Source organism: Moryella indoligenes, assembly GCF_030812885.1.
Taxonomy (GTDB): domain Bacteria; phylum Bacillota; class Clostridia; order Lachnospirales; family Lachnospiraceae; genus Moryella; species Moryella indoligenes.
Window position 1 is genome coordinate 13,561 of the sequence record NZ_JAUSTO010000006.1, and the last position, 25,977, is coordinate 39,537.

Annotated in this window: 22 protein-coding genes; 18 read left to right on the plus strand and 4 right to left on the minus strand. The window is 55.7% G+C overall.

Features of this window, described 5'->3' with window-relative positions; all coding sequences use genetic code 11:
• Positions 1–4: 4 nt before the first annotated feature.
• The 3 genes from J2S20_RS05780 to J2S20_RS05790 are packed head-to-tail and all read right to left on the minus strand — an operon-like array spanning position 5 to position 4,137.
• Positions 5–1,354: an ABC transporter permease gene (locus tag J2S20_RS05780; protein ID WP_307254130.1), complete on the minus strand. Its 1,350-nt coding sequence runs from the start codon at positions 1,352–1,354 to the stop codon at positions 5–7.
• Positions 1,355–1,390: 36 nt separating this feature from the next.
• Positions 1,391–3,439 (minus strand): COG1361 S-layer family protein, encoded by a 2,049-nt coding sequence (locus tag J2S20_RS05785; RefSeq protein WP_307254132.1) that lies wholly within the window; start codon positions 3,437–3,439, stop codon positions 1,391–1,393.
• Positions 3,440–3,444: 5 nt separating this feature from the next.
• The gene (locus tag J2S20_RS05790) at positions 3,445–4,137 is read right to left on the minus strand and encodes an ABC transporter ATP-binding protein (protein WP_307254134.1); all 693 of its coding nucleotides are present in this window, start codon (positions 4,135–4,137) and stop codon (positions 3,445–3,447) included.
• A 710-nt stretch (positions 4,138–4,847) separates the two neighbouring features.
• On the opposite strand from J2S20_RS05790, the gene J2S20_RS05795 reads away from it, so the two are divergent.
• The 9 genes from J2S20_RS05795 to J2S20_RS05835 all read left to right on the plus strand — a co-directional run bounded on the left by J2S20_RS05795 (position 4,848) and on the right by J2S20_RS05835 (position 12,524).
• Complete coding sequence (locus J2S20_RS05795; RefSeq protein WP_307254135.1) at positions 4,848–5,156, plus strand: hypothetical protein; 309 nt, start codon at positions 4,848–4,850, stop codon at positions 5,154–5,156.
• Between the two features lie 81 nt (positions 5,157–5,237).
• Positions 5,238–6,290: an ABC transporter substrate-binding protein gene (locus tag J2S20_RS05800; RefSeq protein ID WP_307254139.1), complete on the plus strand. Its 1,053-nt coding sequence runs from the start codon at positions 5,238–5,240 to the stop codon at positions 6,288–6,290.
• Complete coding sequence (locus tag J2S20_RS05805) at positions 6,290–7,024, plus strand: ABC transporter permease (RefSeq protein WP_307254141.1); 735 nt, start codon at positions 6,290–6,292, stop codon at positions 7,022–7,024. Before J2S20_RS05800 ends, J2S20_RS05805 begins: the two co-directional genes overlap by 1 nt.
• 133 nt (positions 7,025–7,157) lie before the next feature.
• Positions 7,158–8,648, plus strand: coding sequence for a 4Fe-4S dicluster domain-containing protein (locus J2S20_RS05810; RefSeq protein WP_106612668.1), 1,491 nt, complete (start codon positions 7,158–7,160; stop codon positions 8,646–8,648).
• A 105-nt stretch (positions 8,649–8,753) separates the two neighbouring features.
• Entirely contained in the window at positions 8,754–9,485 is a 732-nt protein-coding gene (gene deoD / locus J2S20_RS05815; protein WP_106612696.1) for a purine-nucleoside phosphorylase, read from the plus strand.
• 352 nt (positions 9,486–9,837) lie between these two features.
• A complete protein-coding gene (locus J2S20_RS05820; RefSeq protein ID WP_307254145.1) occupies positions 9,838–10,014 on the plus strand; it encodes a DUF6577 family protein in 177 nt (58 codons plus the stop codon).
• Positions 10,015–10,147: 133 nt separating this feature from the next.
• On the plus strand, positions 10,148–10,441 hold the full coding sequence (locus J2S20_RS05825; protein WP_307254146.1) for a hypothetical protein: 294 nt from the start codon (positions 10,148–10,150) through the stop codon (positions 10,439–10,441).
• A 52-nt stretch (positions 10,442–10,493) separates the two neighbouring features.
• Positions 10,494–10,922 (plus strand): hypothetical protein, encoded by a 429-nt coding sequence (locus J2S20_RS05830; RefSeq protein WP_307254147.1) that lies wholly within the window; start codon positions 10,494–10,496, stop codon positions 10,920–10,922.
• 45 nt (positions 10,923–10,967) lie between these two features.
• Positions 10,968–12,524 carry a hypothetical protein gene (locus J2S20_RS05835; protein ID WP_307254149.1) on the plus strand — a complete coding sequence of 519 codons (1,557 nt, stop codon included), beginning with the start codon at positions 10,968–10,970 and terminating at the stop codon, positions 12,522–12,524.
• A 255-nt stretch (positions 12,525–12,779) separates the two neighbouring features.
• Here J2S20_RS05835 and J2S20_RS05840 read toward each other — a convergent pair whose 3' ends face one another.
• Positions 12,780–13,727, minus strand: a complete 948-nt coding sequence (locus J2S20_RS05840; RefSeq protein WP_307254151.1) for an AEC family transporter — start codon at positions 13,725–13,727, stop codon at positions 12,780–12,782.
• A gap of 350 nt (positions 13,728–14,077) precedes the next feature.
• Between J2S20_RS05840 and J2S20_RS05845 the strand changes: the two genes are divergently transcribed.
• From J2S20_RS05845 to J2S20_RS05885, 9 genes are all read left to right on the plus strand, one after another.
• A complete protein-coding gene (locus J2S20_RS05845) occupies positions 14,078–15,130 on the plus strand; it encodes an ABC transporter substrate-binding protein (protein ID WP_307254153.1) in 1,053 nt (350 codons plus the stop codon).
• Positions 15,131–15,187: 57 nt separating this feature from the next.
• Entirely contained in the window at positions 15,188–16,105 is a 918-nt protein-coding gene (locus tag J2S20_RS05850; protein WP_106612664.1) for an ABC transporter permease, read from the plus strand.
• 4 nt (positions 16,106–16,109) lie between these two features.
• On the plus strand, positions 16,110–16,907 hold the full coding sequence (locus tag J2S20_RS05855) for an ABC transporter ATP-binding protein (protein WP_307254156.1): 798 nt from the start codon (positions 16,110–16,112) through the stop codon (positions 16,905–16,907).
• Positions 16,904–17,428, plus strand: a complete 525-nt coding sequence (locus J2S20_RS05860) for a M15 family metallopeptidase (RefSeq protein WP_307254158.1) — start codon at positions 16,904–16,906, stop codon at positions 17,426–17,428. The genes J2S20_RS05855 and J2S20_RS05860 overlap by 4 nt, the downstream gene beginning before the upstream one ends.
• Positions 17,429–17,440: 12 nt before the next feature.
• On the plus strand, positions 17,441–18,070 hold the full coding sequence (locus J2S20_RS05865; protein WP_106612661.1) for a cytidylate kinase-like family protein: 630 nt from the start codon (positions 17,441–17,443) through the stop codon (positions 18,068–18,070).
• Between the two features lie 111 nt (positions 18,071–18,181).
• Positions 18,182–19,732 (plus strand): C40 family peptidase, encoded by a 1,551-nt coding sequence (locus tag J2S20_RS05870; protein ID WP_307254160.1) that lies wholly within the window; start codon positions 18,182–18,184, stop codon positions 19,730–19,732.
• 216 nt (positions 19,733–19,948) lie between these two features.
• On the plus strand, positions 19,949–23,023 hold the full coding sequence (locus tag J2S20_RS05875; protein WP_307254162.1) for an FtsK/SpoIIIE family DNA translocase: 3,075 nt from the start codon (positions 19,949–19,951) through the stop codon (positions 23,021–23,023).
• A gap of 75 nt (positions 23,024–23,098) precedes the next feature.
• Entirely contained in the window at positions 23,099–24,589 is a 1,491-nt protein-coding gene (locus J2S20_RS05880; RefSeq protein WP_307254317.1) for a UDP-N-acetylmuramoyl-L-alanyl-D-glutamate--2,6-diaminopimelate ligase, read from the plus strand.
• Complete coding sequence (locus J2S20_RS05885; protein WP_106612658.1) at positions 24,586–25,974, plus strand: UDP-N-acetylmuramoyl-tripeptide--D-alanyl-D-alanine ligase; 1,389 nt, start codon at positions 24,586–24,588, stop codon at positions 25,972–25,974. The genes J2S20_RS05880 and J2S20_RS05885 overlap by 4 nt, the downstream gene beginning before the upstream one ends.
• Positions 25,975–25,977: the final 3 nt, after the last annotated feature.

Below are 25,977 nucleotides of genomic sequence, written 5' to 3' on the forward strand. Positions count from 1 at the left end.
TTTGTCAGTCGTTTCTGAGGGCAGCCAGCGGACTGAGCCGCATGGCGCGCTTTGAGGGAAGATATCCTGCTGCGGTACCGATCAGAATGGCAAAGATCAGTCCGAAGAGATACAGCCAGAGTGGAATATAAGAGAGACCGGAGCTGCCCGGCATCATCATCCCCATATTCTCACCGCCTGAGTGACTGCTTGTGAAGTTGATGAGCAGGGAGAGCAGAAGGCTGACGATCAGACCCACAAATCCACCCAGAAGTCCGATTGAGCCGGACTCCATAAGAAAGAGATTGCGTATATCGGTCATATCGCAGCCGAGTACCTTCATGACACCGATTTCACGGGTGCGCTCATAGATGGACATCATCATGGTGTTGATGATGCCGATCGCTGCGACGAGCAGGGAGACCGCGCCGATGCCGCCCAGCACTGCCTGTACCAGTACCATAGATTTCTGAGACTGCTCCAGCCACTGCATCATGGAGTTGGCCTGGAACCCCATATCACTGATGCGCTGCTGAACCTCTTTTACATTTTTCATATCGTCAACAAAGACATAGGCTTGGTCATAGACATAGTAGTTGAGCGGACGCCCCTTGCGGTTTGTCTTCGGGTTCGGAACCAGGTTTTTGCGGTAGATTTTTCGGAGAAAGCTCTTAAAGCTGTCTATATCGCAGTAGGCTTCGTAGGAGTAGTCTGTGTAACCGCTCTCGCCTCCGTCTACGATGCCTGCGGTTTCCAGCAGATATTTCTTCTGGGGCTTTGTCTGACCATCCTCGGCTTGGGAGGAGTCAGAGGGGCGCTTATAGCCCTCCGGGAAGGTGAAGAAGATCGTATCCTTCTCCGGATCCACGAGACTCTCACCTGAGCCCATGTAAAAGGACTGATTCTTTGAGGGTATATAGAAGTTTTCACCGACCATGTTTCCATAGATCACGCCGAGTGTCGGTGCATCCGGCGGAGGGACAGAGCCATTTTTCAGGGGGATCTGTTTCAAAAATTCCTGTGATACACCGCAGAGCGAGACAGAGCCAATCGCAGCACCGCACTTTGCTTCGAGGCTTACGCTGAGCTTCGGAGATCCGCCCGTGACATGCGGGATTTTTTTGAATTTTTCCAGCTGCTCGTCCGTGATATCTGCCGTGCTTCCGTCCGAACGGAAGGGGTAGACAGTGATAGTCGTGAGGGAGGCCGCATTGGAGTACATCTCTACCATGCGCCGGTTCATGCCGAGTCCGAGACTCATCATGACTATGATGGAAGAAGTTCCTATGACGACACCCAGCACAGTGAGCAGAGTGCGGGTCTTCCGGCGCAGGAGATTGCGAAACGCAAGCTGTATGAGATCTAGAGGTCTCACTGCAGATCACCTCCCTTTCTTCTCGCTTGCAGTGCCTCAGTCGTTGCCTTCATCTGCATCCTCATCTGTATTGTTTTCCTCGTCCTTTTTCTTCCGGCGGCGTCTGATCGCAAATACTGCGCCGGCAGCTGCGGCTATGACGGCAAGTGCCAGAGGCAGGAGCTTCTTCGGGCCGGAGCTGGACGGTACGTTCATATCCATGCCGTCCATATCCACAGGTTCCTCCGGGACAGGCTCCGTCACAGTCAGGGTACAGCTCTGCTCCATGGAAGAGATGTTTCCGTTTACATCCTCGTATTGAATGACAATCGGGATGGTTCCATCCCCTGTGCTCGGGGCGACACCAGTCAGCATGACGTCGACATTACCCGTCTCACCGGGCTTGATGTTTCCGACATAGGCGCTGGTCTTTTTGATTGAGGGATCCTCAAAGATCGCCTGTACGTTGTACAGCAGGACCTTGCCTGTATTGTTGATGCCGAACATGATGTTGGACTCTCTGCCGACTTCAATGCTCTCGGGCGTCAGCTCAAAATTTGAGACGGAGAGACGCGAGTGCTGGTTTACAGGAATATCAACCGTCAGTTTCTCCTCGGCATTCTTGAAGTCCGGGGAGTCGTACTTCTCATTGATCGTGATGACGTAGGAGCGCGGGTTTACCCCGGGAGCAGCTTCCATGGTGAGACTCAGCTCTGTGCTCTCATTGGCCTTAAGCGAGTTCACAACAAAGGAGCCGGAACCGGACTCCATGGAAAAGACGGAAGAATTGTCCACCTTTTCTGATTCCAGGGAGAAGAGAATATTGCTCGCACCGATATCTGTGGAGGCGTTCTTCATGGTGAGGTAGAGCGTGAAGGGCTGGCCCGCGAAGACCTGCTCAGGCTCTGTGCGGAAGCTGTCCAGAATGAGACGTGCTTTTTTTCTGTCGTTTGCGTTGAACTCACCGAGTTTATCGGAATCATCGTTCATTGAGGGGTTGCTGATGCGCACATAGCTTGTGTATTTTTCTTCGTAGGAGGCGGCAGCGTCCGGGGTGAGCTTATAGCTCACGGTATAGCTCAGGGGATAGAAACCGCTCGCCGCGTTCTGCATGATACCCATGGAATAGGCGGCGGAGATGGTCTCATCGGGCTGCACTGCGTCAAAGCTGCGGTCATAGTTGGATTCGTTGATATCAAAGGGGAAGCCGGTCGCTGCGGAGGATTTTGCGCGTGCGGTCTGCTGGACGGCAGTGCCTTCGGCGAGCGCAGTGTTCAGGTGGATGCGCACCTGATAGAGCGGAACGCTCATGAGATTGCGGAAGTTCACGCCGTACTCCATGACTGCGGGAGCATTGCCCGCGGGGGTCTGCTGCCCCTCGCCGATTGCGAAGGCCTTGTCATTCGTGAGAGAAGCCGGGTTTGCCACCTCCTTGCTTCCCTTGATGTAGACATTGATATACTCAATTTTCATCGGTCCCCGATAGTCCGGATAGGAATTCGGCGGGACGTTGTAGTAGAAGGAGACCGGAATGCCATAATAGTCTTCCTTGGTATCTGCGCGGACCTTGATGTTGAAGACGACTTCCTGGTACTCACCGACCTGCAGGCGCTCAAAGCGTGCCTCCTGCGTAAAGGTAGAGGCATTGACCTCAAAGGGATAGCGTCCGCTGTCGATGGGGTAGGTCAGGTTGCCGCCGTAGGCGCGGTCTATGCCCTTCTTCTGTCCTTCCTTCCACGCCTCGTAGAGATCCGGCTCGTCCTCTTTATTGTAGGGATTCTTTCCGGAGGTCTTCTGTTCGGGATCCTCCTCCTGGCGGAGATAGTTCTGGTCGTTCGAGAGACGGACAATGACATTTGTGATATGGTCGGTCTGCGGATTGTTGAGCCCGTTTACGTTGTTGTAGCCGACGCGGACCTTGAAGCTCATATCCTGTCCAGGGTAGCCGACCTGCAGCTCTGTGGCATCATGAACGTAGGTGTTCAGATTTGTGTTCACATAGGAGGCATAGGCCGCATGCGGGGGCAGAAGCAGCACAAAGAGGAGAGAGAGCAGAAGCTCCACTGCTAGAATGCGCCCGAATACTGCATTTAATTTGAGGTTCATTGGTATTATCCTTTCCTGTCTGTTATTTTTCCGTCTACAATGCGGATCTGTATGTCCGCCCGTTCCGCGATGCTCTGATCATGTGTAACCATGACAAGCGTTTTCTGCTGTTCGGTGACAATGCGTTTTAGTAGATCCAGCACCTCGGCTGTCGTGTGGGAGTCCAGATTTCCGGTTGGCTCGTCTGCAAAGATGATGTCCGGGTCGATGGCGAGCGCCCGGGCGATACCGACACGCTGCTGCTGCCCTCCCGACATCTGACCGGGCATATGCTCCGCTTGATCCAGTATGCCGATGCGCTCCATATAGTGCCTTGCGGTGGCGATGCGTTTCTCTGCCGGAATACCGCGAAAGAGCAGCGGCATGGCGACATTCTCCGCGGCATTCATAGAGGCAATGAGATTGTAGCTCTGAAAGATGAAGCCGACGTGATCCCGGCGAAAGCGCACCAGCTGGTTTTCGTTCATTTTGTCAATGCGTTTTCCAAGTATGCGTATGCTTCCGCTGGTCGGCGGTTCCAGACCTGCGAGCATATTGAGGCAGGTCGATTTTCCGCTTCCCGAGGTTCCTACGATGGCCAGAAAGGTACCCCGCGGAATATCGAAGGAGATACCGTCCAGTGCATGAACCTGATTGGTTCCGATATAGTAGATCTTTTTCAGATCGCGGACGGAAATGATAGGAGCTGACTGCGACATGAACCCTCCTGTTGATTCAACTGTATTAATATGATTAATACAGATAGTATACAGTTGCTGTTCATTCATCACAAGATGAAAAATGAAAGTATTTCTTACAAAAAGCAAAAGAATTTGTGGAGATAAATTTTAGTAATATTGAATTACGTCACCATGATAGCAAGTTAATGAATTAGCAACATTCTTCAAAAGGAGCGAGAAGGAGCTCATCACCGTGATCAATCGCTGCATTGAGGAGCTGCGCACGAGCGGTCAGATTGATCAATGGATTGCGGAGTACTCGGACTATGCAAAGACGCTGGGAATCAACTAAGGAATAAGCCAGAGAGGAGGAGAGCCAATGCTTGCAAACATGTCGAAAATCTGGGCGAAGTATTCATTCGTATACCTTCAGGGACTCGGCGGGACTGTGATGCTGTCTGTGATTGTGGTGCTGCTCGGCACACTGATCGCCTTCCTGAAGCTCAGTCATTTTCGGCCCAGGCAGGCGTCTTTGACACACTGGATTTTGCCTATACCTGGCATCCGTCGAGCTTCAATGAGGTGTCGGCGGACAGCTCATTCACTATGCTTATGCAAATTCCGGAGGCAGTGCGCCAAATGTGGTGCCCGCCTACGCAAAGATCAAATACGAAGTGCGGGCCGGTAATGTCACAGAGCTGAAGGAGCTTTTTGCCCGTGTCAGGAGATGTGCGGAGGGGGCAGCTCTGATGACAGAAATTGAAATGAGCTGTGAGCTCACCATGGCTTTTTCAGATTTCCGGCAGAATTCCGTACTGGCCTCTATTGTATCGGGTTGTCTTGCAGAGCTGGGAGCGCCGGAGTGGACAGAAGCGGATTATGCGCTGGCAAAGAAATTTCTGTCGAGCTATGATGCGCACACGCGCGAGGAGATGCGGAGAGATCTGGAGCAGCCGGTGGCTGCAGAAGCAGCAAAGCGGGAGTGCAGAGCGCGGAGCGGAGGGCATTACAGCTGTCCCCTGCCGGATTTCGTAAAGCCCCCGATTGGGAGATACTGAAGTTTCCTCCCTTGAAGACAGGTTCGCTTTCGTGTAAGATAAAAGGCAGGCGTAGAGTGCCTTAGAAAGAGGAGATGTGCGATGAAAATCAGAAAAATGATGTTGTCGGCGGCGGCCGCTGTGCTGCTTTCTTTAAGCCTTGCTGCCTGTGGAGGAAAGACTGAGACGACTGCGGATACGAAAGCGGCAGAGAGCAGTGCAGAGACAAGCGCCGAGGTACAGGCAGAGAGTCAGGCGGAAGCTGCAGCAGGGGACGTGCTCCGAGTATCCTCTCTGAAGGGCCCCACTACGATGGGGCTGGTGAATCTCATGAAGGAGAGTGAAAGCGGGGCCTCTGAGGGCGCTTACAGCTTTTCCATGGCGACGCAGCCGGACGAGCTGCTCGCAAAGATTGTGGGGGGAGAGACAGATATCGCGCTGGTTCCGGCAAATATGGCAGCAGTGCTCTACAATAAGACGCAGGGAGCGGTCTCTGTGATCGATATCAATACCCTGGGAGTACTCTACTGCATCACGGGAGATGAGAATATCCACTCGGTAAAAGATTTTTCTGAAAATATGGTAATTACCACAGGGCAGGGCGCCACACCGGAATATGTGCTGAACACACTGCTGAAGGAGAACAGTGTGCTGGACTGCACAGTTGAGTTCAAGTCGGAGGCGACTGAGATCGCTGCGACGCTGAATGCAGATCCCATGCGGATCGCGGTGCTTCCGCAGCCTTTTGCGACAGTCGCGGTGAGCCAGAATGAGGCACTGCACACGGCATTTTCGCTCACGGATGAGTGGGACAGTCTGCCGGGGGATTCCCGTATGGTTACCGGGGTCACGGTGGTGAGAAATGAGTATTTAAAGGAACACCCGGAGGAGATCGAGCTCTTTTTAAAGGAACATGAGAAGAGTGCTGCGAAGGCTGCAGAGGATGTTCAGGGGACGGCTGCACTGGTCGCAGAGTATGGGATCATAGAGAAGGCGCCTCTCGCGGAGAAGGCATTGCCGCTCTGCAATATTGTCTGCATTCGCGGCGAGGAGATGAAGACTGCGCTCTCCGGTTATCTGGAAGCACTTTATCAGCAGAATCCGAAGGCTGTGGGCGGCGCGCTTCCGGAGGACAGCTTTTACTATATGAAGTGATGGGAGAGAGGATGAATCTGAGGCAGAGCGTTTTGGCACTGCTGCTCTGGCTGCTGCTCTGGCAGCTGATCTCAATCTCAGTGAACAACACAATCCTGCTGGCAGGGCCGCGGGAGACAGCGGAGGCGTTGTTACGGCTTTTTGGAAGTAGTGCTTACTGGAGCTCTGTGCTTCATTCACTGCTTCGCATACTCGGCGGCTTTCTGGCGGGAGGGCTTTTAGGCGTATTGCTCGCCGCCGCTGCCTACAGCAATCAGGGACTCAGGATCATCTTGAGTCCCTTTGTGGCATCCATCCGGGCGATTCCGGTTGTGAGCTTTGTAATTCTGCTTCTGATCTGGTCCGGAAGCGGCGGCGTGGCGTTCTGGATCAGTGCGGTTGTGAGTTTTCCGGTGCTCTACCTCAATTCACTCGCGGGACTGATGAGCACAGAGCACACGCTGATAGAGGTCACAGAGCTCTTCCAGCTGCGGCTGAGGGACCGCATTTCTGCCCTGTATCTCCCGCAGCTGAAACCTTTTTTGCGGGGGGCGCTCTCCATCGCAGCCGGCATGAGCTTCAAGGCGGGAGTGGCAGCGGAAGTGATCGGACAGCCTCTGCTCTCGATCGGGAACGGCATGTACCGCGCGAAGATCTATCTGGAGACCGCGGAGCTCTTCGCATGGACCCTCACAGTGGTGCTGCTCTCCTGGCTTCTGGAGAGAATGCTGCTTCTGCTGCTAAGAAAATGCTGATTCACAGCTCTTGTACATTTCAGGGTACAGAGCGCCGGGCTGTGGACGGAGCTGAGAGATTGTGATAAAATTAACTTGAAAGCGAGGGTCGCTTTCCGGGGGAGCGCGCTGCTCCTACAGAGCGGAGGAAACCATGATTAACAGTGATGAAGCCCTCATTCAGACCAGACATAAGATCATTGAGGAGACCTGTCGTCTGGAGTGGAAGGGTCAGCTTGATGCGGAACATAAGGAGGAGCTTGTCTATAAAATAATTCCGGGTCCGAAGCCGGAGATCGGGCGCTGCTGTGTCTATAAGGAGCGGGAGATTGTGAGGCACAGAGTGCGCCTTGCCTGTGCGGAGAATCTGCTTGATAACCCGGCTTCGGACAATGAGGTGCAGGTGATCAAGCCGGCCTGCGACGAGTGTCCGCTCTCGACCTATACCGTCACGGACAACTGTCGTCTCTGTCTCGGAAAGGCCTGCTTAAGCTCCTGCCACTTCGGAGCGATTTCAATCGGGGAATTTCGCTCTCATATTGACTCAAAGAAGTGTAAGGAGTGCGGAATGTGTGCGCAGAACTGTCCCTACGGGGCGATTGTACATCTGGTGCGGCCCTGCAAGCGAGCCTGTCCTGTGGATGCAATTACCTATGATGAGTATGGCTTCTGCGTAATTGATGAGGAGAAGTGCATCGACTGCGGGCGCTGCATTCACAGCTGTCCCTTCGGCGCGATCAGTGCGAAGAGCTATCTGGTCGATATTATCCATGCCATACGCGAGGGCAAGGAGGTTATCGCGATGTGTGCGCCGGCGACAGAGGGACAGTTCGGAGAGAAGATCGGCATGCCCTCGATCCGTCATGCACTGAAGAAGCTTGGCTTTGCAGATATGGTGGAGGTGGGACTCGGCGGCGATATGACGGCGGCCTACGAGGCACTGGAGTGGTCCGAGGCCCGCAAGGAGGGGAAGAAGATGACGACCTCCTGCTGCCCGGCCTTCATTAACCTCTTAAAAAAGCACTTTCCGCAGCAGTATGCGGAGAATATGTCCACGACAGTGTCGCCGATGTGTGCGGTGTCGCGCTATCTGAAGACGACCCATCCAGGCTGCGTCACTGTTTTTATCGGGCCCTGTGTCGCGAAGAAATCGGAGGCGGCAGATAAATCTGTTCCGGATAACGCGGACTACGTTATGACCTACGGCGAGCTGAGCACGCTGCTGCGCTCCAGGGATGTGGAGCTGGAGCCGGTTGAGGAGGAATATCAGGAGGCCTCGATCTGGGGAAAGCGCTTTGCCACCAGCGGAGGTGTTGCAAACGCAGTGCTGGAATGTATGCAGGAGCGGGGAGAGGATATTGAGGATATCAAGCTGCTGCGCTGCGCAGGAGGAGAGGAGTGCAAGAAGGCGCTCATGCTTCTGAAACGCGGACGCCTCCCGGAGGATTTCATCGAGGGTATGGCCTGTCCGGGCGGCTGTGTGGGCGGCCCGTCACGGCATAAGACGGAGCTCGAGCTGAAGCGCTCCAGAGAGACGCTCTTAAAGAAGGCGGATGGCAGAAAGGTTCTGGAGAATCTGAAAAACTATCCGATGGACAGCTTTTCCATGCACAGGGACGGACATATGGAGAGCACAGAAGTTTGAGATTACAGCAGCAGGGACGAGGCGTGCGCCGGCGGCGGAAGTGAGCTGCACGGAGCCGGAGGGCAGGGGCAGACGTTGGCTGTCTGCGGAGAAGAGGAGGAAGACATGGATGTTAAGAATCTGATACCCACACCGCATATTGAGGCAGGGCCGGGAGAGATCGCAGAGACCATACTGCTCCCGGGTGATCCGCTCCGTGCGAAATTCATTGCAGAACACTTCCTTGAGACGCCGAAGCTCTTTAATTCCGTGCGGAATATGCTGGGGTACACCGGGAGCTATCACGGGAAAGCGGTATCTGTGATGGGAACCGGGATGGGCTGTCCGTCGATGGGGATCTACTCCTATGAGCTGATTCATTTTTACGGAGTGAAGAATCTGATTCGCGTCGGTACAGCGGGCTCCATCAATCCGAGGGTAAAGCTTCGCGATATGGTTTTCGGAATGGGAGCCTGCACGACATCCAACTTTCCTGCGCTCATGGAGCTTCCGGGAAGCTACGCACCGGTATGCTCCTTTGCGCTGCTGAAAAAGGCTGTGGAGGAGGCGGAGCGGAGAGGACAGTCCTACCAGGTGGGGAATATTCTCTCCTCTGATATGTTCTATGGCCCCGCGGAGGGAGCGGAGGCGACGAAGAAGTGGGCCGCCATGGGTGTGCTGGCCATTGAGATGGAGGCGGCTGCGCTCTACACGAACGCAGCCTATGGCGGTGCAAATGCACTCACCATACTGACAATCAGCGATCATCTCCTGACCGGGGAGACGACCAATGCAGCGGAGCGTCAGTCGAGCTTCACCGATATGATGGAGCTGGCCCTGAGTCTCGCAATCGAGTAGGAAAAAGCTTTTTGATTGGGCAGCCCTTTATGAGCTGTGACTCTCTGCGGTGTGACACAGCGTTACAGCTCGACTGTCTCACCGAAGGACAGATAAGACATGTTTGGCATCTGCTGCGCAAGAAAGTCAAATGCCTCTGTTCCTGTGCAGTGGCAGGTATAAAACTGAGTCAGGGGGGTATTGCTTCACTTCCTTTGCAATTTCACCCAGCAATTCTGCTGAAACTGTTTTTTTGGTCGAGGGATTGAATAAATGATAGGGTGGTTTAGAAATTGCTCGGTGTGTACCTGACTGTTATAATATGAACTTCCTTCTTTTCTTTCAAAACACGGCAAATGATGGTGTGATTTTTATGAAACAACTGCCTGTATCCAGTGTCAGCAGCGGAGAGTATGATGGTATTTTTCATCAGGCGTTTCGGGATTTTTATATTGATGAGAGCCAGTTGTTTCGCTATGCAAAGAGAAGAAATGCAAAGAATAAGGTGTTACTCCATATAAGCAAATCCGATTTAAGGATGGGATTATAATATGCTGACAAAAGATAATTTTACGGAAGCTCATATCAGGAGCTTGCAGTCAAAGAGCAGACGTGATCCACTTTTGCTGGAACGCTGCGTGTATGCGTTTGGCCTCAGGTGAGAAGAAACGGACTTTGAAGTGATGAAGGCGGATAATCCGGAAGAAGTTGCCGAAATCAGCAAATGGTATCTTCCCTACGCGCTGCTGATGGAAGTGACCGGTTATACGCCCTGGTTACTCAGCGAACGGCTGAAGATCCGCAATGAGGTAGAGGCGCAGATCCCGCAATGCAAAATTGTCCTGATTGTTGACGAAAATGCGGAAAAGAAAATTGCGCAAAAGGTGCGGCAGGCAAAGAAAGACGGCGTGATTGATAATTTCATCTACGGTTCAATTTCAGCAAACTATTTGTCCGCCGTGATCGATGCGCTTTAAAGGCTGAGAAGTCTGCTAATAAAATTTCTCTGGATCATACTACATTGTCTGTGTGAAGAGAAGCAGCAGAAGCAACGGCGGAGGCGGCGGAGGCGGTGGTAGCGCGAGACGCCGTGAAGCGTCCGCTCAGCAGGCTCCTCAGCCCGTAAAGCAGGGCTGGTTACTGGAAAACGATATCTGGTACTACTACGCCGGGACCACCAGAAGCACGCTGAAGAAGGGCTGGCACCTGGATCCGCAGGACGGTTTCTGGTACTATCTTGACCTTACCACGGGCGCGATGTTCACAGACTGGCATTACATCAGCGGGGAGTGGTATTACTTCAATCCGCACACGCCGATGTGGACTTGGGAAAGACACAGCGACGGAGAGTGGTACGATAAGAAGCTGGAAAATTCCAGACCGCTCGGCTCTATGTATGCCGGTGAGAAGACACCGGACGGCTATCAGGTGGATGCAGAGGGACATTATCGTCCCTGACACAGCGCTACCGCAGAGAAAAGATATTGAAAAAGGAGGGCAATTATGAAAAAAATAAGTTCACTTTTTGTAGCACTGGCATTTTGTCTGTCTGTGACAGCATGCGGTGGTTCTTCGGGCAGAGCCGATGAGGCGCTGACAGGAAAGTATATCGCCGTGACCGGAACAGCCATGGGAATGACACTTTCCGGTGATGACGTTGCCGGCTTCACGATCGAACTGAAGAGCGGAGGAAAAGCGACGCTCGCCATAGAGGGCGACAGCGCAGACGGGAAATGGGTGAATGATGACAGCACCCTCACGCTGACGGTCGAGAAGGTCGATATGGTCGGACAGCTCGGCGAGGATACGATCACATTTGAAAATTTCATGGAGGAAATGATCGGAACTTCCATGGAGCTGAAATTCGCAAAAGAGGGAACAGACGCTGCGAAGCCTGAAAACTTCCTTCCGGAGGAGGAGAAGGCGCTCCTCGGAAAGTGGACAGGAATTTCTGTCACGGATGCGCTGGATGCGGACGCCTCCGCGGAAATTTCACCTGATGCGCTGAAGGCAACGCTGAATGCAGATCACACGGCTTCCGTCAGTCTGAACGGCGAGGAGATCGCAGCCCCGAAGTGGAGCTTCTATTCCGACATGGTGTCCTTTGACGGTGATGTTGCCGACGGAGCGAGCCTCTACGGCGAAGTGAAGGACGGTGTATTCACGATCACCTACAGCGGAGATGACTACTATAGCTTCACCATGGGCAATGGCACAGAAGCTGCAGACGCGGGAACCGAGGCATCCGCAGGAGCAGAGAGCGGGGCGGAGCAGGCCCTGGCAGCTGGCGAGCCCTCCAGCACCGGCGATGGATATGCGCCGAGAGAGGATGTGCTGAGGCTCATCAAGTGGATCGACGACGACTATGCAGATGGTCTCACCTATGAAGAGGTGCGCGACTTTATCGGAGTGGACGGCTACGACTGCGGAAATAGCGGGCCGAACAATATGACGGCGCTGGGAGATCATTATTTTAACTGGTATGCCGATGAGACACATTACATTCATGTGTGCTTCCGCGGCAGAGAGGACAGCGGAAGGTTCGAGTGCTGCCAGTGGAACACGAGCGGCTTCGATAGCTCCGAGTGGAAGGATATCAGCCTTGCGGACTGGCTTGTGGCAAACGCCAGCACAGATACCGAAAATATAACCATGGAAATGAAAGAGTTCTTCGACGGCGGAATCGTAAAGGTGAGCGCAGATGTGCCCAAGGGCAAATGGTACTGTGAGGAGAACGGCAGCAAAGCCTATTTCTACAATGTGCCTGACAAGGACAGCCAGAACTCCGGCTCCCCGCGCATCGAGACAGAGGTGGATAAGACGGTAGAGGGGTTCGACTTCTATAAGGATAATTTCGAGAACCTTGAGGAGATCGAAAGCAGGACCATAGGCGGGATAGAGATGTCCGGGCGCAGGTATAAGTATGTGGGCATGGACTGGACAGAGTATGTGGGCAAGCTGGATGATAACTTTGCGATCTCAGTCAAAATATCAGATGTGGATATCTCTGACGGAACGGAGAGCGACGGAATCCTGAACAGCATGCAGTTCAGCTGGTGAGGAAGACCTGACAGTGACGGCACATGGATCCGGTAAGAATGAGCCCGGCGATGATATGTCACACCCTGAGTGAGCAAAAACGCATATTTTTCAGCTCCTTCCGGGAAATAAATGCGTTCTGATCAGGAGAACAATGAAATAGAATAGCAACAGAGATGCTCCCCCATGAGAGGACAGTGAAAAATATACTGTCGGCTCAAGGGGGAGCATCTCTTAAGGGGAGGGCTGTTTTGTTGCATCGGAATACCTTCTGGCTCACGGCAGTATCAGCATGAGCAGAGGAATGGTGATGAATATGCCCAGTGTCGAGAGTATAGATCCGGTGGCGGCATAATCCTCGTCCGCGCCGTAGGCCCCGGCCATGACTGTGATCTGTGAGACTACGGGCAGAGCGGCCTCCGTGATGAAGACGGCCCGGGTCAGTCCTTCGACGTGGAAGAAGAGACAGAGCAGGGTGCAGATTAAGGGAGAGAGGAGGAGACGAATCACAAGCATGGTCGGGATGCCGCGCTCCATGCGTATATTCCGGATGCCGAGCTCATAGACGATGAAGCCGCAGTACATGAGGGCGAGCGGCGTCACGGTGCTGCTTAAGTAGCCTGCAAAGGACATAAAAAGTGCCGGCGGGCGGAGGTCGAGGAGCAGCATTGCAAAGGCAGCGCTGACGCCGAGTATCGGCGGCTTTGTGAGTATGCCGCGGAGCACGGACGCTGCGGAGTGCCGTGTTTTGGAGGCGGCTGTCCCCGCGCGCTCTATAAGTATGACGGCGAGGGTCTGTGTGAAGAGTGTGCTGCCCATGAAGTAAAGCATGACGTAGGGGATGGAGATCTCGCCGAAGAGCTGGGTGGAGAGCGGAAGACCGATAAAGAGCGTGTTTGAGAGGAAAGCCATAGAGACAAAGACACCCCAGCGCGCACGCGGGAGCCGGAGCAGATTTGCCGCAATGACAGAGAGCAGAAGGGAGAGCAGTATGCAGAGAACCGGAACCAGGAGGAGGCTGCCCATGGAGGCGAGATCCTCCCGCTTCAGGTGATTTAACACGCCGACGAGGCAGTTCATGGGAACCGCAATATTCACGACATAGCGGCTCAGAAACTTTTTCTCTGAGGAGGTCAGCCATTTGAGTCTGCCGAGCACGTATCCCATGCCCATGAGACTGAATATTAAGAAGACCGCGGAGAGCGCGCGCAGAAATTCACCCATATTAAGTAGCCTCTTTTCCGATATTACAGGAAGCTCTGATGCCCTGCGGTGCAACCCTCTCGGGGAATGGACGCATTTAAGTAAAATGCAGCGGTGAGCAAGGCATTATGTATACATAGGAGCATACCACGAAACGACAGACAGGAACAGCCGGAATTCCATGAAAGGAGGATGATTCATTCGGAAGTGACGGCCTCCGGCGTAGATTTCAACAAAAAAGCTCCGGGAAAGCTGCTGAGATTCAGAGAATATTTTACACTTTAAAGGATTGACGCGCCAACGCGACGGTGATACCATGATGGAAACCTGAATACAGGAACAGACCGACAGAACATACAGGAGGAACTATTATGAAAAAAATGTCGTTGGCACTTGCCCTCGTGGCGGCGGCTGTGCTTGGCGTTACAGCATGCGGTTCTGCCTCCACCGGCGGCGGAAGCAGCGCGGCCGAGGCAGGGGGAGTAGCGCAGACCCCGGCAGCGGAGAGCAGCACGGGGGAGCCGGACAGCTCTGCGGCTCAGGGAGCAGACGGAGAGAAGGTCTATCAGATCGGTGTACTTCAGTATGTGCAGCACCCGGCGCTGGACAAGGCAAATGAGGGCTTTGTTGCAGCGCTGGATGAGGCGGGCATCCGCTGTGAGCTGGAGCAGCAGAACGCGGCTGGAGATCAGTCGGCCTGTCAGACCATCGCGACCAAGCTGGTGAATGACAGGAAGGATCTGATTCTGGCAATTGCGACTCCGGCTGCGCAGGCAGTTGCAGGGCAGACTACGGAGATTCCCGTTCTTGTGACGGCGGTCACGGATCCTGCGGATGCGAAGCTTGTGGTGAGCAATGATGCGCCGGGCGGCAATGTAACCGGTTCTTCAGATCTCACGCCGGTGAAGGAGCAGATCGGTCTGCTGAAGCAGATTCTTCCGGAGACACAGACTGTCGGCGTTCTGTACTGCTCTGCGGAGTCCAACTCCATCCTTCAGGCGGAGATGGCAAAGGCGGCCTGCGAGGCAGAGGGCATGACGACAGTCAAGCTGCCGATTACGGCCTCCAACGAGATACAGACGGTCGTGCAGTCTGCTGTGAGTAAGGTGGACGCCATCTATACGCCGACCGATAACATGGTGGCGGCAGGCATGACGACAGTCGCCATGGTGGCGAATGACAATAAGATTCCGGTGATCTGCGGTGAGGATGGCATGGTGGAGAGCGGTGGCCTCTGCACCTACGGCATCGACTACTATCAGCTCGGTTATATCTGCGGGGAGCAGGCTGTGAAGATTCTCACAGAGGGCGCAAAGCCTGCTGAGATGCCGATCGAGTATCTTCCGGCGGAAAAGTGCAGCTTCAGCTACAACGAGGACACGGCGGCACTGCTCGGTCTGGATCTCACGGGCTTCGCAAAATAATTATGATCGTTCTGCATCCGGTCGGATTGCTGAATGCTTACATCATCGGGGGAAATTATGTCGGGAATATTACTGTCGTTTCACGGGGCCATCTCTCAGGGCATACTCTGGGGGCTCATGGTGCTCGGTGTCTACATCACCTTCCGTCTTCTGGATATCGCAGATCTCACAGTAGACGGAAGCTTTGCGCTCGGCGGCTGTGTCTGTGCGGTGATGATCGTCAATCATAACATGCATCCTGTGCCGGCGCTTTTTCTCGGCATGCTCGCGGGGATGCTCTCAGGCGCAGTGACGGGCATACTCCATGTGGTCTTTGAGATTCCCGCGATACTCGCCGGGATTCTGACCCAGATCTCGCTCTGGTCTGTGAATCTCCGCGTCATGGGAAAGAGCAATGTGCCGCTTCTTCAGACGCGGACGGTGTTTCTGGACTTCTCGGAGCAGACAGGCAGCTCACAGGCCAATTCGGCTATGGTGATAGGCATACTGTTTGCGGCGCTCGGCATCGCCATTCTCTACTGGTTCTTTGGAACAGAGATCGGAAGCGCCATCCGCGCGACCGGAAACAACGAGCACATGGTGCGGGCGCTGGGGATTGACACGCGCTTTACGAAGCTTCTGGGGCTCACAATTTCCAACGGGCTTGTGGGGCTCTCGGGCGCCCTGGTCTGTGAGAGTCAGAAATATGCGGATATCAATATGGGAACCGGCGCCATCGTGGTGGGATTGGCGTCTATCGTGATCGGCGAGGTGCTTCTGGGACGCATCATCAACTTTGCCGGAAAGCTCAGTGCGGCGGTGATCGGCTCCGCGGTGTATTTCCTGATCCGCGCGCTGGTGCTGCAGCTCGGAATGAACCCGAACGATATGAAGCTGTTCTCGGCGGTGATCGTCGGAATCGCGCTGGCAGTACCGGTGATGTCGGCGAAGCTTAGGCTTAAGCGCTCCTACAACCCGGACGGAGAGGAGAACTGAGCCCATGTTGAGATTAAAAAACGTATCAAAGACCTTCAATAAGGGAACCGTAAATGAGAAGAGAGCCCTCTCCGGGCTGAATTTGCATCTGAACCCCGGAGATTTTGTGACGGTGATCGGAGGAAACGGCGCGGGAAAGTCCACTATGCTCAATATGGTGGCGGGCGTCTATCCGATTGACGCCGGCACGATAGAGCTGGACGGGGTGAATGTCTCACGGGAGCCGGAGCACCGGCGGGCCAGATACATCGGCCGCGTCTTTCAGGACCCTATGCTCGGGACAGCTGCCAATATGGAGATTCAGGAGAATCTCGCGATGGCCTACAGGCGGGGGCGCGCGCGGGGTCTTCTCTGGGGAATTACGCGGGAGGAGAGAGAACTCTACAGGGAGGAGCTCTTAAGGCTGGAGCTGGGGCTTGAGACCCGCATGAGCGCCAAGGTGGGACTGCTCTCCGGGGGACAGAGGCAGGCGCTGACCCTGCTCATGGCGACGCTTCAGAGGCCGAAGCTCCTGCTTCTGGATGAGCACACGGCGGCGCTCGATCCGAAGACTGCGGAGAAGGTGCTGACCCTCACGAGGAAGATCGTCTCAGAGCAGCAGCTCACCACCCTGATGATCACCCACAACATGAAGGATGCACTGACGATCGGAAACCGCATCATCATGATGAATGCGGGACAGATTATCTTTGACGCGGCCGGGGAGGAGAAGCAGAGACTCACGGTGCGCGATCTTCTTCAGAAGTTCGAGGAGGCGAGCGGAGGAGCCTTTGCAAACGACAGGATGATACTGGCAAGGTGAGCGGGAAGCCTGCCGGGATAGAGCAGCATGAAGGTGAAATATCAGGGAAGGAAGCAAAAGAGAGACTGCCCGGGACAGCAGGTCAGAACGGGCGGTCTCTCTTTCAATGGGATTCAGGCAATGAGCTCTACGAGGCGCGCTATCCGATTGAGCAGATGCGCCTTGTGGATGACTTTGCGGCGGATGATGTCTGGTCTGCGACAGAGAATAATACCTCCTGCTTCAACTATCGTCTGACGACAGGCAGACATCGTCTGTCCTACCACGCCCTGGGGCTTGCGATTGATATTAACCCGCGTTATAATCCCTATGTTATTTACGGAGACGAGGGGATACGCTACTGCGTGCCGGAGGAAGCGCTGCCCTATGCGGATCGCGATGCAGCCTATCCCTATAAAATAGCCGCGGGAGATCTCTGCTGCCGCCTGTTCCGGGAGAGAGGATTTCGCTGGGGCGGAGACTGGACAGGACACCCGGATTACATGCACTTTTCAAAGACAGAGTTTGCAGAGGAATCGTGAAGGAGGTTCGCTATGGACAAGAAGCTGGTTATTACCATTGAGAGAGAGTACGGAAGCGGAGGCAGGGTGCTCGGGCGGACGCTGTCGGAGCAGCTGGGCATTCCCTACTACGATGATGATATCATCAAGATGTCCTCGGAGCACTCCGCAGTCGGAGAGCAGTATTTTCGTATGAACGATGAGAAGCCGGGCAGGCGCCCGTTGCTCTTTGGCGGTGCAAAAAATGTGATGGATAAGCCTTCTCTTGACAGCAATATTACGCGGCCGGAAAATCTGTTTCGTTTTGAGGCGGAGACCATCCGGAAGCTTGCAGATCAGGGGCCGTGTATTCTGATCGGGCGCTGCTCGGATTTTGTCCTGAGCTCCACTGAGTTCGAAGAGTTCATAAGTCTTTTTGTCTACTGTGATCTCTCCGACAAGATACGCAGGGTGATCAAGGTGGACGGGGTCGATACGGAGGAGGCGCTCCGCCGGATTCAGAGCATTAACAAGCAGAGAAGGAGCTATTATCGCTACTACACGGGCAACAGCTGGGGAGATCCTTCGCTCTATGACCTCATGCTGAACACCTCTCACATCACGATTTCGCAGACTGCGGAGCTTGTGAAGCAGTATCTGAGATTCCGGGGATATGCGCTCTGAGCCGGATTTTCTAAGCCCCTTCATAAATATTTTATGGTTTATAGTCCCTTTCGGCGTTATAATGTTCATCATTGGACATTTTGCCCGAGAGGGACTTTTTTGAGGTGAGAGATGAATTTACTGGACGAGATCAATGACGACAGCCGCGTAAGGCGTCGGAGAAGAAGCAAGGTGATGAAGAAGACAGCGGCCGGACTTGCTGCGGCTGCTCTGCTCTGCGGAGCGGCCGTGCTCATTCAGGGGCGAGGACGAGGCGCAGCGACACCTGCGGATGCTGTAAAAGCAGTGTCGCAAGCGGAGACTCTGTCGCCGGAGGAGCAGGCAAAGGCGGAGGAGGTGCAGCGCGTTGAAGAGGTTCTTAAGTGCTACAGTCAGCTCGGAATGATTCAGGTCGAGGGCTATCTGAATGTCCGGGATCAGGGGGCTGCCAGCGCAGATGTGATCGGCAAGCTCTACGGTGGAAGTGCCTGCGAAATTCTGGACGAGACGGGAGACGGCTGGCTGCACATCAGCTCCGGCGGCATCGAGGGCTACATTCATTCGGATTATGTGAAGCGCGGCGAGGAGGCGGAGGCGCTTGCGCGGGAGAATATAAAGCTCCGTGCGACAGTCAATGCGGACAAGCTCTTCATTCGCGAGGAGGCGTCTACGGAAGCAAGGCCGGTCGGAACCGCGCTGCAGAACGAGCGATATGTTGTCGAGGAGCAGAGAGACGGCTGGGTGAAGGTCGCGAGCGGGTGGATGAGCGCAGATTATCTGACTGTCGGGTATGCGCTGAACGAGGCGCGGAAGCTGGATATGCGCGCCATGGTTCTAAATATGTACGACAATCTGGGCGTTTCCGAGGTCTCCAGCTATCTGAACATCCGCGAGGAGCCAAAGGAGGATGGAAAGATCATCGGCAAGCTCACCAGCAAGGCGGGCTGCGATATTCTGGAGACCGCGGGCGATTGGCTTTCGATTCGTTCCGGAGGCATTGAGGGCTACGTGAAGGCGGAATATATCGCGACCGGACAGCAGGCAAAGGACGAGGCGATGGCGAGTGCCACTCTGATGGCAATTGTCAATACGGATGTGCTCAACGCGCGTTCCGAGCCGAAGGAGGAGTCCCAGATCTGGACGCAGATCACCAATAGCGAGCGCTACCCTGTGGTGGAGCAGCTGGACGGATGGGTGAAGATAGAGCTGGAGGAGGACGATGAGGTCTATGTGAAGAGCGAGTACGTGGAGGTGCGCTATGCGCTGAACGAGGCGATTCACTTCAGCCCTGCGGAGGAGGCAGCGATGCAGTCGCTCTCCAGAAGACAGCAGATTGTAAACTACGCGCTGCAGTTTCTCGGAAATCCCTATGTCTGGGGCGGAACGAGTCTGACGAACGGTGCGGACTGCTCCGGCTTCACCATGCGTGTGATGGAGCATTTCGGCGTGTCGCTGCCGCATTACTCCGGCTCGCAGGCGCAGATGGGAAAGAAAGTGAGCTCCTCGGAGATGCGGCCGGGAGATCTGGTGTTCTATTCGAATTCCGGCGGGAGAATCAATCATGTCGGAATCTATATCGGCAATGGTCAGATCGTCAATGCGGCGAGCCGGAGATCCGGAATCAAGATCTCAAACTGGAATTACCGCACGCCGCGCGCCATCCGCAATGTGCTGGGAGACTGAAACTGCAAAATGTGGTAAAATAACGAGGAAAGACTCCCTGCGCTTGCGCAAATGGAGTCTTGACGAGAAAACCCATCGAGCGGGAGCGAGATGGTAAAATAACGAGGAAGAACCCCCTGCGCTTGCGCAGGAGGGGTTCTGACGACAAAACGCATCGAGCGGGAGCGAGATGGTATGCTACAGTGATCATGTAATATAAGTTCGGAGGCAGATGGTTTGGCACAGAAATCAGCACGAAAACGTGGCGGGAGCACATCCGGCCGCAGCACGGCAGGAAAGAAGAGGAGAAACAGCGCAGAGGAGCGTCGACTGATAGAGGAAAGGGAGGAGCAGCGCGCTCTGATTCGCTCAGAGGGCGCTGTGATCTTTGTCTTTGCACTCTCAGTTTTGCTCTTTTTAAGCAACTTTGGTCTGTGCGGCGCAGCGGGAGTTCTTTTGAAGGGGCTTCAGCTGGGTCTCTTTGGTGTTCTTGGATATATCTTTCCGCTTCTGCTTCTGTTCTGTGTGCTGTATGGCGTATCAAACCGTGGGAACAGCCGGGCGCTGATCAAGCTTCCGGCTCTGCTGCTCGCATTCTGGGTGGCGGCCGGACTCGTTCATATGCTTGCCGGACAGAGAACCGCCGAGACAGGGGGTCTGCGGGAGCTCTATCTCAGTACCCGGGGCGGCGGTGTGCTGGGCGGTATCTTGTCCGGTATGCTAAAAGGTATCTTCGGCGTGGCAGGCTGCTTTCTGATCCTTCTGCTGCTTCTCATTTTCCTTGTGGTGATCATTACGGAGCGCTCCTTTGTAAATGCGCTGCGGCAGGGCAGCGGCAGGGCGTACCGCCATGCGCAGGAAGATCTCGAGCGATACCGAGAGGACAGGAGACTCCGTGCGGAGGAGCGCCGTCGCTACTTAGAGGAGCGCAGGGAGCGGGATATTGACCTGGAAGCGACAGATTTTTCGCGGCTTGCTGCTGAGGAGGGGGGCGACGGAGCTGCGCCCTCTCTTCGCACAGAGCTTCCGGAGACGGAGGAGACTGTGCCTTTCTGCCCGACGGAGAGCGGAGAGAGAGAGAGCTCTTCGGATCAACAGATTTTTATATATGAAAACGCTGTTTCTGACGCGGCTCCCGCAGAGACGGTAGCAGGTACAGCGGCGGAGGCAGAGCCGGGAGACGCTGTAGCGAAGTTTCCGGATCTCTCCGGGGTGCTCAGCTCGGAGTCGGATTTTGCAGATGAGGATCCCTATCTCCGGGAGGCCTTCGAGCGCGCAGATGCGATTCTTCAGCGCGACAGCAGAGAAGGGACGACGCGTGCGTCTTCGTCCGTCTGGGGCGGAGCGGCTGCCGGGATGGCGGCCGGAGCTTTTACAGAGGTCTCAGATAACTATGAGGCGGAGCATACAGTGCGCACCGTGGAAACGACAGCTCCGGAAGGGGGGGCGGAGTATCCGTCCCACATGGAGGCCACAGAAATACAGCCGCGCGGCGAATATGAAGCTGCTCTGTACGCGGACAGAGATATGGATCATACGGATAAGGCACCATGGGGAGCCGATTTTGAAGAGGAGGAGCGCGCAGCGGCAGGGGATCGCTCCGGGCAGGAGTGCAGTACTGCAGAAGAGCTATACGCGGAGCCAACTGATGCGAGTGAACGCGTGGTCGTCACGGCCAGCGGCAAGCTGATTCAGGGAGAGTATCAGTCTGTTCAGAAGAAGATGGAGGAGGCGCGGCGCGAGCGCAGAAGAGAGCTGAATCGAGAGGCAGGTTTTGCGGAGACAGAGCGCGCCACAGAGGAGGCTGCGCAGGAGGCGGCCGCCTCCATGGCGGAGCAGAAGGAGTACCTCTTTCCGCCGCTCTCTCTTCTTGAGAAGGGAAGAACTGCGCCGGGCGGAAGCTCGGATCTCGAGTACCGCAGCACCGCAGCCAAGCTTCAGCAGACGCTTCACAGCTTTGGCGTGGACGTCACGGTGACGAATTTCAGCAGAGGACCGGCGGTCACACGCTATGAGCTGCTCCCGGCGCAGGGGGTCAAGGTGGGGCGCATCGTGGCGCTTGCCGATGATATCAAGCTGAGTCTTGCGGCCTCGGATATCCGCATTGAGGCGCCCATACCGGGAAAATCCGCGGTGGGCATCGAGGTGCCGAATAAGGAGAATAATACAGTCTTTCTGCGGGATCTTCTGGAGAGCGACGCCTTCCGCATGAGCAGGGGGAAGCTTTCTTTTGCCGTGGGCAAGGATATCGGCGGACAGACGGTTGTGACGGATATCGCAAAGATGCCGCATCTTCTCATTGCGGGGGCGACGGGCTCCGGAAAATCGGTCTGCATCAATACGCTCATTATGAGCGTTCTCTACCGCTATCGTCCCGAGGATGTGAAGCTCATCATGATAGATCCGAAGGTCGTGGAGCTCTCCGTGTACAACGGGATTCCCCACCTTCTGATTCCGGTGGTCACAGAGCCGAAGAAGGCCGCAGGAGCGCTGAACTGGGCAGTCGCGGAGATGACAGATCGCTACAAGAAGTTTGCGACGACGGGCGTGCGTGACCTGAAGGGCTACAATGATAAGATACTGGCGGCGCGCCGGAGCGGGACAGTGAATCCGGAGGAGCTTCCGAAGCTGCTGCCGCAGATCATCATCATTATTGATGAGCTGGCGGATCTCATGATGGTGTCGAAGAATGAGGTGGAGGAGGCAATATGTCGCATTGCCCAGCTCGCGCGGGCAGCCGGCATGCATCTCGTGATCGCCACCCAGAGACCGAGCGTCAATGTGATCACCGGCCTCATCAAGGCCAATATTCCATCGAGAATCGCCTTCGCGGTCTCGTCCGGCGTAGATTCCAGGACCATACTGGACGGTGTCGGTGCAGAGAAGCTGCTGGGCAAGGGAGATATGCTCTTCTCGCCGCAGGGCGCGCCGAGACCCATGCGCGTGCAGGGGGCCTTTGTCTCCGATCAGGAGGTGCAGAAGGTCGTCGAGTACATAAAGGAGGAGGAGCTTCCGCTCTCCTACAGTAAGGAGACAGTTGAAAAGATTGTCCGAAGTGCGGACAGCACCGCGCAGACGCCCGGCTCGGGGCGGGATGAGCTGTTTGCACAGGCGGGACAGTTTATCATCGACAGGCAGAAGGCCTCCATCGGAAATTTACAGAGAATGTTCAAGATTGGCTTTAACCGCGCGGCGCGCATCATGGATCAGCTGAGTGAAGCAGGAGTTGTCGGCGAGGAGCAGGGCACAAAGCCGCGCGAGGTACTGATGACAGCGGAGCAGTTCGAGGAGCTGCTGCGTCAGAGTGAATAGAGTGGCGGGCGGAAAGCCGAGCCATGTAATCAAAATTTGGAAGAGGAGAGAGGAGCAGAGGCTCCGGGACAGCTTATGAAACTCATTCAGAGGGCCGAGACGAAGGGTTTTCGCTATGAACTGATACAGGGAAGTGCGGACAAGGAGATCACTGCGCTGTGCTATGATTCGAGAGAGCTGCGGGAGGGCTGTCTCTTTGTGTGTATGAGAGGGGCGAATTTTGATTCCCACAGTCTCCTCCCGTCTCTTGCGGCGGCGGGAGTGCAGATCGCCGTGACCGATCATGACTGTGCGCTTCCGGAGGGACTCACGGTGCTTCGCGTCGCAGATTCGAGGGAGGCGCTCTCACAGCTTTCCGCCGCGTGGTTTGGCTTCCCGGCAGAGAAGCTCACGACGATCGCTGTGACCGGAACCAAGGGAAAGACGAGCACCACCCATATGATACGGGAGATACTGGAGCGCGCAGGGAGGAAAACTGGACTGATCGGGACGAACGGCATCACGATCGGCGACTGCCACCGTGAGACAAAGAACACGACGCCGGAGAGCTACCATCTGCATGAGGCCTTTGCGGAAATGGTTGAGGCGGGCTGCAGCTGCGCTGTGATGGAGGTGTCCAGTCAGGGGCTCATGCTGCACCGCACCGGTGGCATATGCTTTGACTACGGCATTTTTATGAATATCAGTCCCGACCACATCGGGCCGAATGAGCACGCGAGCTTTGAGGAGTATCTGCATTGGAAAGCCGCGCTGTTCCGTCAGTGCCGTGTGGGGCTGCTGAACGCGGATGACGCACACACGGAGGAGATCATAGGAAATGCCTCATGTGAGAAAATATGGCGCTTCAGCACAGAACACCGCCCGGCGGACTTTTCTGCTGCGGGGCTGCGCTACGCCGCAGAGGAAGGCTTTGTGGGGCTCTGCTTTGATTTCCTCTCGCCGGAGCGCGAGGCACTCCCGGTGCGCGTCGGCATTCCAGGGCGCTTTAATGCGGACAATGCACTCGCCGCGCTTGCTGTGTGCTCCCTGATCGGCGCGGGGCGGGAGGCGCTTTCCACAGGGCTTCAGAGCGTACGTATCAACGGGCGCATGGAGATCGCAAATGCGGCTCCCTTTACTGTGATCGTGGACTATGCGCACAACGCAGTCAGCATGGAGGCGCTGCTTGACACGCTGCGGGAGTACGGCCCCCGGCGCCTTGTCGTGGTGTTCGGCTGCGGAGGCAACCGGGCGAAGGAGCGGCGCTATTCCATGGGGGAGATCGGTGGAAGAAAGGCGGATCTCTCCATTATTACGGCGGACAACTCCCGCTTTGAGCGGGTGGAGGATATCATCGCGGACATACGCGGAAGCATTGAGAAAACCGGCGGAGCTTATCTCGAGATTCCGGACCGGAGAGAGGCGATTTTCTATGCAGTGGAGCATGCAGAGCCGGGCGACATGATCGCGGTGATCGGCAAGGGGCACGAGGACTATCAGGAGATCGAGGGCGTCCGCCATCACTTTGTGGACCGCGAGGTCGTGGATGAGGCGCTGAAGCGGCGCTACGGGGAGAAAAAGTCATGAGAAGCTGGAAGCTCAGTGAGGTGATAGAGGTCTGTGACGGCCGTCTCCTCTGTGGCAGTGCGGAGGGGGAGATATCTCATCTCAGTATCGATTCGCGCGATGTCTGCGAGGGGACGCTCTTTGTGCCGTTTGTCGGTGAGCGGACAGACGCGCACCGCTTTATCGCTGCGGTTGCGAAGGCGGGCGCGCGGGCGGCATTTACCGCAGCGGGACGGGCAATTCCGGAGGGACTGCCGGAAGATTTTGCTCTGATTGAGGTGGAGGATACACTGAGGGCTCTGCAGGCGCTCGGCGCTGCGGCGAGAGACCGGCTGTCTATCCCCATCATTGCGGTTACCGGGAGTGTCGGAAAGACCACGACGCGGGAGATGATAGCGGCGGCGCTCTCCGCGGAGCGTCGGGTTTTCAGGACAGCGGCGAATCACAACGGACAGATCGGTGTGCCTCTGACGCTGCTGGAGATAGACGAGCGCTGTGAGCTTGCTGTGATCGAGATGGGAATGAGCATTCCGGGGGAGATGGCGGTGATCAGCCGTCTTGCGCGGCCTTCCATGGCTGTATTTACCAACATCGGCCTCGCGCATATTGAGCAGCTGAAGACGCAGGAAAATATACGCGCGGAGAAGCTGCACATACAGGACGGGATGCCGGAGGGTGCGAGCCTGCTCCTGAACGGGGACGATGCGCTGCTCCGGACAGCTGAGCTCAGGCCGGGCTTTCGGAAGGAGCTCTACGGGACAGGAGCGGACTTAAGGTATCGGGCGGAGGATGTGACGCTGCAAAACGGCTGCGCCTCCTTCACGGCGGTGATTGACGGAAAGCGCGTCCCCGTGCAGCTTAAGCTGTACGGCAGGCATCAGCTGCTGAATGCACTGGCTGCACTTGCCGTCGCGGATCGCTTTGGCGTGTCTCTTGACGCCGCGGCTAAGAAGCTCGGGGAGTTTACAGGCTACCGGCACAGACAGCAGATCTTTGTTCACGGGGGCGTGACGGTGGTGGACGACAGCTACAATGCGAGCCCTGACTCCATGCGGGCGGCGCTGGATATCCTGGGGGGGCTTTCGGTGAGCGGCAGAAGGATCGCAGTGCTGGCGGATATGAAGGAGCTCGGAGAGCGGGAGGCAGCGCTGCACAGGGAGCTGGGGCGATACCTCTCTTTGGGAAAGAAGGCGGATCTGCTCCTCACGCTGGGGCCGCTCGCGGAACAGATCGCAGAGGTGGCAGAGCGGGACGGGGTGGAGGTGCAGTGCTATCAGGACAGGTCAGCACTCGAGACAGCGCTTCATTCCCTCCTCCGTCCGGGTGACGCACTGCTCTTCAAGGGCTCAAACAGTATGGGACTCTCTGCGCTCGCAGACAGCTTCAGCGGGAACGCAGACCGGTGAGGA

Bases quoted from the DNA above. Each gene is read 5' to 3' on its own strand.
- J2S20_RS05850 (WP_106612664.1), top strand. From the start codon at position 15,188: ATGTCGGGAATATTACTGTCGTTTCACGGGGCCATCTCTCAGGGCATA.
- J2S20_RS05845 (WP_307254153.1), top strand. From the start codon at position 14,078: ATGAAAAAAATGTCGTTGGCACTTGCCCTCGTGGCGGCGGCTGTGCTT.
- J2S20_RS05795 (WP_307254135.1), top strand. From the start codon at position 4,848: ATGACAGAAATTGAAATGAGCTGTGAGCTCACCATGGCTTTTTCAGAT.
- deoD (WP_106612696.1), top strand. From the start codon at position 8,754: ATGGATGTTAAGAATCTGATACCCACACCGCATATTGAGGCAGGGCCG.
- J2S20_RS05880 (WP_307254317.1), top strand. From the start codon at position 23,099: ATGAAACTCATTCAGAGGGCCGAGACGAAGGGTTTTCGCTATGAACTG.
- J2S20_RS05805 (WP_307254141.1), top strand. From the start codon at position 6,290: ATGGGAGAGAGGATGAATCTGAGGCAGAGCGTTTTGGCACTGCTGCTC.
- J2S20_RS05865 (WP_106612661.1), top strand. From the start codon at position 17,441: ATGGACAAGAAGCTGGTTATTACCATTGAGAGAGAGTACGGAAGCGGA.
- J2S20_RS05855 (WP_307254156.1), top strand. From the start codon at position 16,110: ATGTTGAGATTAAAAAACGTATCAAAGACCTTCAATAAGGGAACCGTA.
- J2S20_RS05885 (WP_106612658.1), top strand. From the start codon at position 24,586: ATGAGAAGCTGGAAGCTCAGTGAGGTGATAGAGGTCTGTGACGGCCGT.
- J2S20_RS05835 (WP_307254149.1), top strand. From the start codon at position 10,968: ATGAAAAAAATAAGTTCACTTTTTGTAGCACTGGCATTTTGTCTGTCT.
- J2S20_RS05800 (WP_307254139.1), top strand. From the start codon at position 5,238: ATGAAAATCAGAAAAATGATGTTGTCGGCGGCGGCCGCTGTGCTGCTT.
- J2S20_RS05820 (WP_307254145.1), top strand. From the start codon at position 9,838: ATGAAACAACTGCCTGTATCCAGTGTCAGCAGCGGAGAGTATGATGGT.
- J2S20_RS05840 (WP_307254151.1), bottom strand. From the start codon at position 13,727: ATGGGTGAATTTCTGCGCGCGCTCTCCGCGGTCTTCTTAATATTCAGT.
- J2S20_RS05825 (WP_307254146.1), top strand. From the start codon at position 10,148: ATGAAGGCGGATAATCCGGAAGAAGTTGCCGAAATCAGCAAATGGTAT.
- J2S20_RS05870 (WP_307254160.1), top strand. From the start codon at position 18,182: ATGAATTTACTGGACGAGATCAATGACGACAGCCGCGTAAGGCGTCGG.
- J2S20_RS05785 (WP_307254132.1), bottom strand. From the start codon at position 3,439: ATGAACCTCAAATTAAATGCAGTATTCGGGCGCATTCTAGCAGTGGAG.
- J2S20_RS05790 (WP_307254134.1), bottom strand. From the start codon at position 4,137: ATGTCGCAGTCAGCTCCTATCATTTCCGTCCGCGATCTGAAAAAGATC.
- J2S20_RS05810 (WP_106612668.1), top strand. From the start codon at position 7,158: ATGATTAACAGTGATGAAGCCCTCATTCAGACCAGACATAAGATCATT.